The sequence below is a fragment of the Dactylosporangium darangshiense genome, assembly GCF_039537565.1.
Lineage (GTDB): Bacteria > Actinomycetota > Actinomycetes > Mycobacteriales > Micromonosporaceae > Dactylosporangium > Dactylosporangium darangshiense.
Genome location: NZ_BAABAT010000107.1, coordinates 1 through 10021 on the forward strand (window position 1 = coordinate 1; position 10021 = coordinate 10021).

Sequence of the window (10021 nt, forward strand, 5' to 3'; positions counted from 1 at the left end):
TGAGGACCACATGTGGGGCGGCGTCGTGCAGCAGCGCGTCGATGCGGCCGTCTGGGTGGTGCACGTCGATGGGTAGGTAGGCGGCGCCGGTTTTGAGCACACCGAGCATGGCGATGACGAGGTCGGCGCTGCGGGGGATCCGGACGGCGACCACTGTCCCGGGGCCGGCTCCGGTCAGTGACCGGGAGACTCGGTTCGCGGCCGTGTTCAGCTGGGCGTAGGTGAGGCTCTGCCGGCCGTCGACGACGGCGACCTCGTCCGGGCGGGTGGCCGCTTGGACCTCGAACACCTCCACGATCGACACCGCCGTCGGCGCCGGCGCGCTGGTGTCGTTGCACTCGGCCAGCCACGCCTGCTGCTCGCCGTCCAACACCGGCAGCTGCGACACCGGCGCATCCAACTCCGCAGCCACTCCGGCCAGCAGCACCGCGAAGCGGGCGGCCCAATCCGCTACCGTCGCGCGATCGAACAGGGCCGTGCTGTATTCGAAGGAGCAGACGAGGCCGTCGGTGCCCTCGACGACCTGCAGCGACAGGTCGAACTTGACCTCGATGCCGCCCTCGGGCGACGGCGGACGGGCGGCGTGGCCTACGGCCGTGTGGGTGAAGAGGGTCTGGAACAGCGGCGTCCGGGACCGGTCGCGGTTGTCGACGAGCTCCTCGACCAGCCTCTCGAACGGCAGGTCCTGGTGGGTGTAGGCGTCCAGGGCGGTCGCGCGGGTGCGGCCCAACAGCTCGGCGAAGGTCGGGTCGTCGTCCAGCCGGCACCGCAGCACCAGGGTGTTGACGAAGAACCCGATCAGCCCCTCGGTCTCGGCCCGGCTGCGCCCCGCGACCGGGGTGCCGATCAGGATGTCGTCCTGACCGGTGTGCCGGTGCAGTAGGACCCCGTAGGCGGCGAGCAGGGTCATGAACATGGTGCCGTGGTGGCGGCGGGTCAGCTCGCGCAGCGCATCGGCGACCGCGGCGGGGACGACGACGCTGACGACATCGCCGGCGGTCGAGCGTACCGGCGGCCGGGGCCGGTCGGTCGGCAGGTCCAGCACCGGCGGGCCGGCGAGCTGGGTGCGCCAGTAGTCCAGCTGCCGTTGCAGTACGGCACCGGTGAGCCACTGCCGCTGCCAGACGGCGTAGTCGGCGTACTGGACCGGCAGCGGGGGCAGGGAGCCGCCGGTGTACAACGTGGACAGTTCGCGGCGCAGGATGGTGGCCGACCACTCGTCGGACACGACGTGGTGCATGCAGAGGCCGAGCAGGTGCCGGTCGTCGGCGATGCGGACCAGGAGGGCCCGCAGCAGCGGTCCGCGGGCCAGGTCGAACGGCACCTGCCCGTGCCGGGTGAGCACCGCGCGGGCGGCCGCTGCCGACGGCGCGTCGACGACGTCGAGTGGGACCGGGTGCGGCGGGTCGATGACCTGGTGCGGCACGCCGTCCGCGCCGGCGACGAGGCGGGTCCGCAGGATCTCGTGCCGGGCCACGACCCCGCCGAGCGCCTCCGCCAGCGCGGCCACGTCGAGCGGGCCGTCGAGCGGGACCGATGCGGCGATGTTGTACTCCGCCGACCCGGGATCGAGCTGCGTCAGGAACCACAGGCGCTGCTGGGCGAACGACAGCGGCAGGAGGCCGTCGCGGCTCACGGGGCTGATCGGCGCGGTGGCGTCGGCCGTCGCGCCGCCGAGGCCGGCCGCGAACCCGGCGATCGTCGGCCGGTCGAACATGAGGGCGAGCGGCACCTCCACGCCCAGCGCCGTGCGGATCCGGGAGACGACCTGGGTCGCCAGCAGCGAGTGGCCGCCGAGGTCGAAGAAGTCGTCGTCGACCCCGATCCGTCCGACGCCGAGCAGCTCCTGCCAGATCGCCGCGATCGCCCGCTCGGCCGGTGTGGCCGGGGCCCGGTAGCCGCCGGCGAGCGCGCGCTGGGTGAGGTCCGGCGCGGGCAGGGCGGCCCGGTCGAGCTTGCCGTTGCGGTTCAGCGGCAGCGTGGCCAGCTCGACGAACGCCGACGGGGTCAGGTACTCCGGCAGCGCCGCCCGCAGGTGTGCGCGCAGCTCCTCGACGGCCGGGATGCCGGCGGCGGGCAGCGACGGAACCAAGTACGCGACCAGCCGGTCGCCGGCCGCGGTGACTACCGCCGCCGCCACCCCCGGATGGCGCACGAGCGCGGCCTCGATCTCGGCCGGTTCGACGCGGTGGCCGCGGACCTTGATCTGGTGGTCGGTGCGGCCGAGGTACTCCAGTTGCCCGTCGGGCCGGCGGCGGGCGAGGTCGCCGGTGCGGTACAGCCGCGTGCCGTCTCCGGCGAACGGATCGGGGACGAACGACGACGCGGTGAGGGCGGGCCGGCGCAGATAGCCGCGCGCCAGCCCGGCGCCGCCGAGGTACAGCTCGCCCGGCACGCCGACCGGGACCGGCCGGAGCGTGGCGTCGAGGACGTGGAGCACGACGTTGCCGACCGGCCCGCCGATCGGCGGCGCCGACGCCGCGGTCCCGTCCGTGGCCGTCACGTCCGCCGCGCTGGCGCACACGCTGGCCTCGGTCGGCCCGTAGGCGTTGAGCAGCCGGCGACCCCGTGCCCAGGCCGGTACGAGACCGGGATCAAGCCGCTCCCCGGCGCTGACCACCGTGGTCAGCCCCGCGACGGTACCGGGATCGAGCACCGCCAGCAGGGACGGCGGCAGCGTCGCGATGCTCACGTCGCGCGCCCGGACCAGCGCGGCGAGGCGCTCGGGGTCGGCCCGTTCCGCCGCGGTGGCCACGACCAGCGTCGCGCCGGCGGTCAGCGCCATCACGATCTCCCACACCGAGGCGTCGAAGCTCATCGACGCCAGCTGCAGCGTGGCGACGCCGGGGCCGGCCGGGACGATGCGCGGCAGCGCCGTGGCCAGGTTGAGCAGCCCGGCGTGCGTGGACTGCACGCCCTTGGGCCGGCCGGTGGAGCCCGACGTATAGATGACGTAGGCGGCCTGCTGCGGATGGACGGTGATGCCCGGCGCGGTCGCCGGCCGCGCGGCGACGGCGTCGTCGTCGAGCCGGACGACGTCGAGCGGCAGGTCGTGCCGGTCGGCAGTGGCCCGGTGCCCGACCAGCAGCGCCGCGCCGCTGTCGGCCACCATGTAGGCCAGCCGCTCGGTCGGGTCCGCCGGGTCGAGCGGCAGGTAGGCGGCGCCGGCCTTCCACACGGCGAGAATCGCGGCGACGAGGTCCGCCCCGCGGTCCAGGCACAGCGCGACGACGGTCTCGGGCCCGGCACCGCGGGCGATGAGATGGTGAGCGAGCCGGTTGGCCCGCTCGTCGAGCTGCCGGTAGGTCACCACCTGGTCGCCGCAGACGAGCGCGGTGGCGTCCGGCGTGGCCGCGGCCGTCGCCGCGACCAGGTCGTGGGCGGTCGGCGTCGGCGGCAGCGGTACCGCGGAGTCGTTCCAAGCCGCAAGCCGGGCCTCCTCGGCGACGGTGAGGATCGGCAGGCTCGACAGCGGTCGCTGTGCGTCGGCGGCGATCGCCTCCAGCAGGGTCTGCAGGTGCCCGATCATCCGCTCGACGGTCTCGTGCGTGAACAGCGCCGCGCTGTACTCGATCGCGCCGGCCAGTTGCCCGCCAGACTCGACCATGGTGAGGATGAGGTCCCATTTCACCGGGATCGCGACCGGCCCGCGGCCCTCGTCGGGCACCGCGGCGCTGTCGCCGGTGTCGAAGTTGAACAGGGTCTGGATGAGCGGGGTACGGGAACGGTCCCGCTCGTGCACCACCTCGTCGACGAGCTGTTCGAAGGGCAGGTCCTGGTGGGTGTACGCGTCCAGGGCGGTGGCGCGGACCCGGGAGAGCAGCTCGACGAACGTCGGGTCGCCGTCGAGGCGGGCGCGCAGGACGAGGGTGTTGACGAAGAACCCGATCAGCCCCTCGGTCTCCGCCTGGTTGCGGTTGGCGATCGGGGTGCCGATCAGCAGGTCGTCCTGGCCGGTGTACCGCGAGAGCAGGGTCCCGTAGGCGCCCAGGAGCGTCATGAACATCGTGGCGCCGTGCCGGCGGGACAGCTCCTGGAGCCCGCTCGCCACCGCCGCCGGGACCGCGAAGTCGACGACGAAGCCCTCGGCGGAGCGGATGGCCGGGCGGGGACGGTCGGTGGGCAGGTTCAGCATCGGCGGGTCGGCGAGCTGGGTCCGCCAGTAGTGCAGCTGCGCGTCCAGCACCGGGCCGGTCAGGTGGTCGCGCTGCCAGACGGCGTAGTCGGCGTACTGGATCGGCAGTGCCGGCAGCGTGGCGCCGCCGTACAGGGCGGCGAGCTCGCCGCGGAAGATCCTCGCCGACCACTCGTCGGAGGCGATGTGGTGGGTGTGCAGCGCCAGGATGTGCTCGTCCTCGGCAATCCGGATCAGCCGCCCGCGCAGCAGCGGCCCGGTCGCGAGGTCGAACGGCACCCGCGCGTCGCGGTCGAAATGCTGCCGCGCGAGCGTCCCCGGGTCGTCCTCGCCGGACACGTCCAGCAGCTCCAGCGGGAACGCCGCGGGCGGGTCGATCACCTGGTATGCGATGCCGTCGGCGGCGGTGACGAGCCGCGTGCGCAGGATCTCGTGGCGCTCCACCATCGTGGTGAGCGCCGCGGTGAGCGCCGGGATGTCGACGGCACCGAACGGCACGGCGCTGGACAGGTTGTACTCGACGGCGTCCGGATCGAGCTGGGCGAGGAACCACAGGCGCCGCTGTGCGAACGACAGCGGCAGCGCCTGGTCGCGGTCGGCCGGCGTGATCGGCGCGACAGAGGTGCCCTCCGGCGTGCGGCCGACGGCGGCGGCGAGGGCGGCGACGGTCGGCCCGTCGAACAGCGTCGCCAGCGGCAGGTCGACGTCGAACGCGGCGCGGATGCGGGTGACGGCCTGGGTGGCGAGCAGCGAGTGCCCGCCGAGGTCGAAGAAGTCGTCGGTGGCGCCGATGCGGTCCAGTCCCAGCAGATCGGCCCAGATCGCGGCGATGATCTCCTCGGTGGCCGTCGCCGGTGCCCGGTAGCCGCCGATGAGGTCGGGCCGGGTGGTGTCGGGGGCGGGCAGCGCGGCCCGGTCAATCTTGCCGTTCGGCGTCAGCGGCAGCTCGGCCAGCTCGACGAACACCGACGGGACGAGGTGCTCGGGCAGCGTCGTGCGCAGGTACGCGCGCAGCTCGTCGGCGGCCGGCATGCCGGCGCCGACCAGGTAGGCGACGAGCCGCTCGTCGAGCGCGACGACGGCGGCGGCGGCGATGCCCGGATGGGCGGTCAGCGCCTGCTCGACCTCGGCGGGCTCGATGCGGTGGCCGCGGACCTTGACCTGCTGGTCGTTGCGGCCGAGGAACTCGAGCTGCCCGTCGGCGCGGCGCCGCGCGAGGTCGCCGGTGCGGTACAGCCGGCCGCCGTCGGCGGAGAACGGGTCCGGCACGAACCGCTCGGCGCACAGCGCGGGGCGCCCGGTGTACCCGCGGGTGACGCCGGACCCACCGATGAACAGCTCGCCGACAACGCCGATCGGGACCGGGCACAGGTGGCGGTCCAGGAGATGGGCGCCGGTGTTGGGCAGGGGCCGCCCGATCGGGGTGGGCGAGTCGTGCTCCGGCGGCCCGGCGAGGTCGCTGTACGTGCTGTCGATGCTGGCCTCGGTGAGGCCGTAGCCGGTCAGCAGCCGGACGTGCGGCAGGACCCGCCGCGTGCGGCCCGCCGCCGACGTGTGCCAGGTGTCGGTGGTGGCGACGAGCAGCCGCAGCTCGGGCAGGCCGGCCCCGGCGGCGTCGAGGTGCCCGGTCAGCTGGTCGATGTACCGCGGCGCGCACTCGAACGCGGTGACCCGATGCTCGGCGAGGAAGGCGGCGAAGCGCGCCGGGTCGGTCTGCACACCGATCGGCGCGAGCACGAGCGTCCCACCGTCACACAGCGCCCGGATCAGGTCGCCGGTGAACACGTCGAAGCTGATGTTGGTCAGCGACAGCCACCGGTGCCGGTCACCGGCGCGGAAGTGGGTGTGCGACCAGGCGGCGTGCAGCGATGTCAGGTTGTGGTGGGTGACCACGGCGCCCTTGGGCCGCCCCGTGGACCCGGAGGTGTAGATGACCGCGGCCGAGCGCTCCGCCGCCGCGGACGGCCCGGGCCGGCCCGCCGGCATCGCCGCGAGCGCGGCCACGGTGGCGGGGTCGTCGACGACGAGCGTCGGCGGCGTCCCGCCAGGCCAGGCGGTGGCGGTACCCCGGCTGGTGATGAGCAGCCGGGCGCCGCTGTCGCGCAGCATGTAGGCGAGCCGGTCCGGCGGATAGGCCGGGTCGAGCGGCAGGTAGGCGCCGCCGGCCTTCCAGACGGCGAGGATCGCGACGATGACGTCGACGCCCCGCTCCAGGTGCAGGCCGACCACGGTCTCCGGGCCGACGCCGAGGGACAGCAGGTGCCGGGCCATCCGGTTCGCGGCCGCGTCCAACGCCTGGTACGTCAGCGTCGCGTGGCCGTCCTCGACCGCCGGGGCGTCGGGATGGCGGCCGGCCATCGCCTCGACCAGCTCGTCGATGCCCCCGGTGCGGGGCAACGGCATCGCCGTGTCGTTCCACGCGGCGAGTTGCGCGCCATCCGCGGCCGACAGCATCGGCAGCTCGGACACGGGCCGCCCGGGATCGGCGGCCACGCCGGCGAGCAGGACCAGCAGGTGCTCCGCCATCCGCCGGGCCGTCGCATGGTCGAACAGCGCGGTGCTGTACTCCAGGGTGGCCATCAGGCCGTCGCCGCGCTCGGCCATCGACAGCACGACGTCGAACAGGATGTCGCTGTCCAGCACCGGATCGTCGAGCGACACCGACGCCGAGACCGTGGCGGCGCCCGGGTCCACCGTGGCGTAGTTGAACAGGGTCTGCACCAGCGGTGTCCGGGACCGGTCGCGATCGCGGGTGAGCTCGGTGACCAGCTGCTCGAACGGCAGATCCTGGTGCGCGTACGCCGCCAGGGCGGTGTCCCGGGTCCGGGCGAGCAGCGCCGCGAACGTCGGGTCGTCGTGCAGCCGGGTGCGCAGGGCCAGGGTGTTGACGAAGAACCCGATGAGGTGTTCGGTCTCGGCCCGGGTCCGGTTCGCGATCGGTATCCCGACGAGCAGGTCGTCCTGGCCGGTGTAGCGGTGCAGCAGCACCGCGTAGGCCGCGTGCAGGAGCATGAACATCGTGGTGGCGGTACTGCGGGACAGCTCCTTGAGCGCTGCGGTGAGCTGCGGCGGGACCGTGAAGGCGACCATCGCGCCGGCGCTGGAGCGCTGCGGCGGCCGGGGACGGTCGGTCGGCAGGTCCAGGACCGGCGGGTCGGCGAGCTGGGTGCGCCAGTACTCGAGCTGCTCTTCACGGACGCGGCCGGTGAGCCAGCGTCGCTGCCAGGCGGCGTAGTCGGCGTACTGGACCGGCAGCGGCGGCAGCGATGCGCCGTGGTACACCGCGAACAGCTCGCGCCGGAGGAGCCGGGCCGACCACTCGTCGGACACGACGTGGTGCATGCACAGCGCCAGGACGTACCGGTCCGATGACAGCCGGACGAGGGTGGCCCGCAGCAGCGGTCCGGTGGCGAGGTCGAAGGGCGTGAGCCGGCGCTGCGTCAGCAGGTCCCGTGCCCCGTCCTCCGTCGCGTCCTGCACCACCTCCAGCGGGAAGGCGGCCGGCGGGTCGACGATCTGGGCCGGGACGCCGTCGGGGCCGGTCACGAGGCGGGTCCGCAGGATCTCGTGGCGTTCGACCACCCTGCTCAGCGCGCCGGCCAGCGCGGCCGCGTCGACGGAGCCGTGCAGCGTGATGGTGACGAGGTTGTTGTACTCGACCGAATGGGGCTCGAGCTGGTGCAGGAACCACAGGCGCTGCTGGGCGAAGGACAGCGGCAGCGGCTGGTCGCGGTCGGTGGGCGTGATCGGGGGTGTGGCGGGGTCGGTGGTGGTGAGGTCGATGGTGGCGGCGAGGGCGGCGATGGTCGGGTTGTCGAAGAGGGCGCCGAGCGGGACGTGGGTGTTGAAGGCGGTGCGGGTGCGGGTGATGGCTTGGGTGGCGAGCAGCGAGTGGCCACCGAGGTCGAAGAAGTTGTCGGTGGTGCCGACGCGGTCGAGGTGGAGCAGGTCGGCCCAGATGCCGGCGAGGATTTCTTCGGTGGGGGTGGTCGGGGCCTGGTAGTGGGCGGTGAGGTCGGGGCGGCTGGTGTCGGGTGTGGGGAGCGCGTGGTGGTCGATTTTGCCGCTGGTGTTGAGGGGGAAGTGATCGAGTTCGATGAAGATGGCGGGGATCATGTAGTCGGGGAGTTTGGCGCGCAGGAAGGTGCGCAGTTCGTCGGCGGGGGGAATCGGGGCGGTGGGGCTGGCTGGGACGAGGTAGGCGACGAGGCGGTGCTGGTGGGCGGTGACGTGGGCGGCGGTGATGGCGGGGTGGCCGGTGAGGGTGTGTTGGATCTCGGCGGGTTCGATGCGGTGGCCGCGGACCTTGAGCTGGTGGTCGATGCGGCCGTGGAAGTCGAGTTGGCCGTCGGGTTGGCGGTGGGCGAGGTCGCCGGTGCGGTAGAGGCGGCTGCCGTCGCTGGCGAAGGGGTTGGGGATGAACCGTTCGGCGGTGCGGGCCGGTTGGTGGAGGTAGCCGCGGGCGAGGTTGTCGCCGCCGATGTGGATTTCCCCCGTGACGCCGATCGGGACCGGGTTGAGGTGCGGATCGAGCAAGTGCAAGGCGGTGTTGGTGATCGGGTGCCCGATCGGAACACTGCGGCCCTCGCCGGGGCGCGCACACGGCCAGGACGACACGTCGATCGACGCCTCGGCCGGTCCGTACATGTTGAGGACGGTGGCGGTCGGGTGGCGCCGGTAGAAGGCGGCGACGTCGGCCGAATCCAGGGCCTCCCCACCGCAGAGGACCAGCCGCAGGTCGGGGAGCGCGCCCGGCCACGGGTGGTGCACGAATTCGTGGAACAGGGACGGGACGAAGTGGGTGGTGGTGACCTGGTGGGTGTGCAGCAGGTGCAGGAGGTGGTCGAGGTCACGGTGGCGGTGGGGTTCGGTGATGACCAGGGTGGCGCCGGCGGCGAGGGGGCCGATGAGCTCCCAGACGGACACGTCGAACGTGGTCGGCGTCTTGTGCAGCACGGTGTCGGTGGAGGCCAGGCGGTGCGCGGTCTGGAACCAGGCGAGGCGGTTGCGCAGGCCGTGGTGGGTGGACGCGACGGCCTTGGGTCGGCCGGTCGAGCCGGAGGTGTAGATGAGGTACGCCAGTTGGTCGGGGTGCGTGCGCCCGGGCGGGGCGGTGACGGGCTGGGCAGCGACGGCGGTCGCGGTGGTGGCGAGGTAGTCGGCGTCGATGCGTAGCTGGGCGCGGCTGTCGGTGTACTGGTGGTGGCGGTGTTCGGCGGGGTGGGCGGGGTCGAGGGGCAGGTAGGCGCCGCCGGCCTTCCAGACCGCCAGGATCCCGATGAGCAGGTCAGGGCCGCGGTCCAACTCCAGCGCGACGATGCTGTCCGGGCCGACTCCGGCGGCTTGCAGGTGGTGGCCGAGCTGGTTGGCTCGCCGGTTCAGGTCCCGGTACGACAGGGCTTGGTCCTGGAACCGTATCGCCGTGCCGTCCCGATCGAAGTCGATGAGTTCCAGCACCGAACCCACCGCCGGCCACTCGACGGCCGTGTCGTTCCACTCCGCCAGCTGTGCGGCCTCCACCGCGGTGAGCAGCGGCAGCCGTGACACCGGACGCTCCGCATCCGCCGCCACCGCCGCCAGCAGCACCTGCAGGTGGCCGGCGAGACGCTCGACCGTCGCCCGATCGAACAGAGCGGTGCTGTACCGCATCGCCCCAGCCATGGCATCGCCGGTCTCCACCAAGGCCAGCGTGAGGTCCCACTTGGCGTACGCCGCCATCGGAGACTCCTCGCCGGCGTGGATGACCTCGTCGGTTCGGGCGTAGTTGAAGAGGGTTTGGATGAGGGGGGTTTGGGCGCGGTTGCGGGTGGGGGTGAGTTGGTCGACGAGTTGTTCGAAGGGGAGGTCTTGGTGGGTGTAGGCGTCCAGGGCGGTGGTGCGGGTTTG

1 protein-coding gene is annotated in these 10021 nt (G+C 73.2%); it reads right to left on the reverse strand.

Features of this window, described 5'->3' with window-relative positions; all coding sequences use genetic code 11:
• On the reverse strand, positions 1-10021 hold a 10021-nt coding region (locus tag ABD901_RS57325), incomplete at both ends, for an amino acid adenylation domain-containing protein (protein ID WP_345144608.1).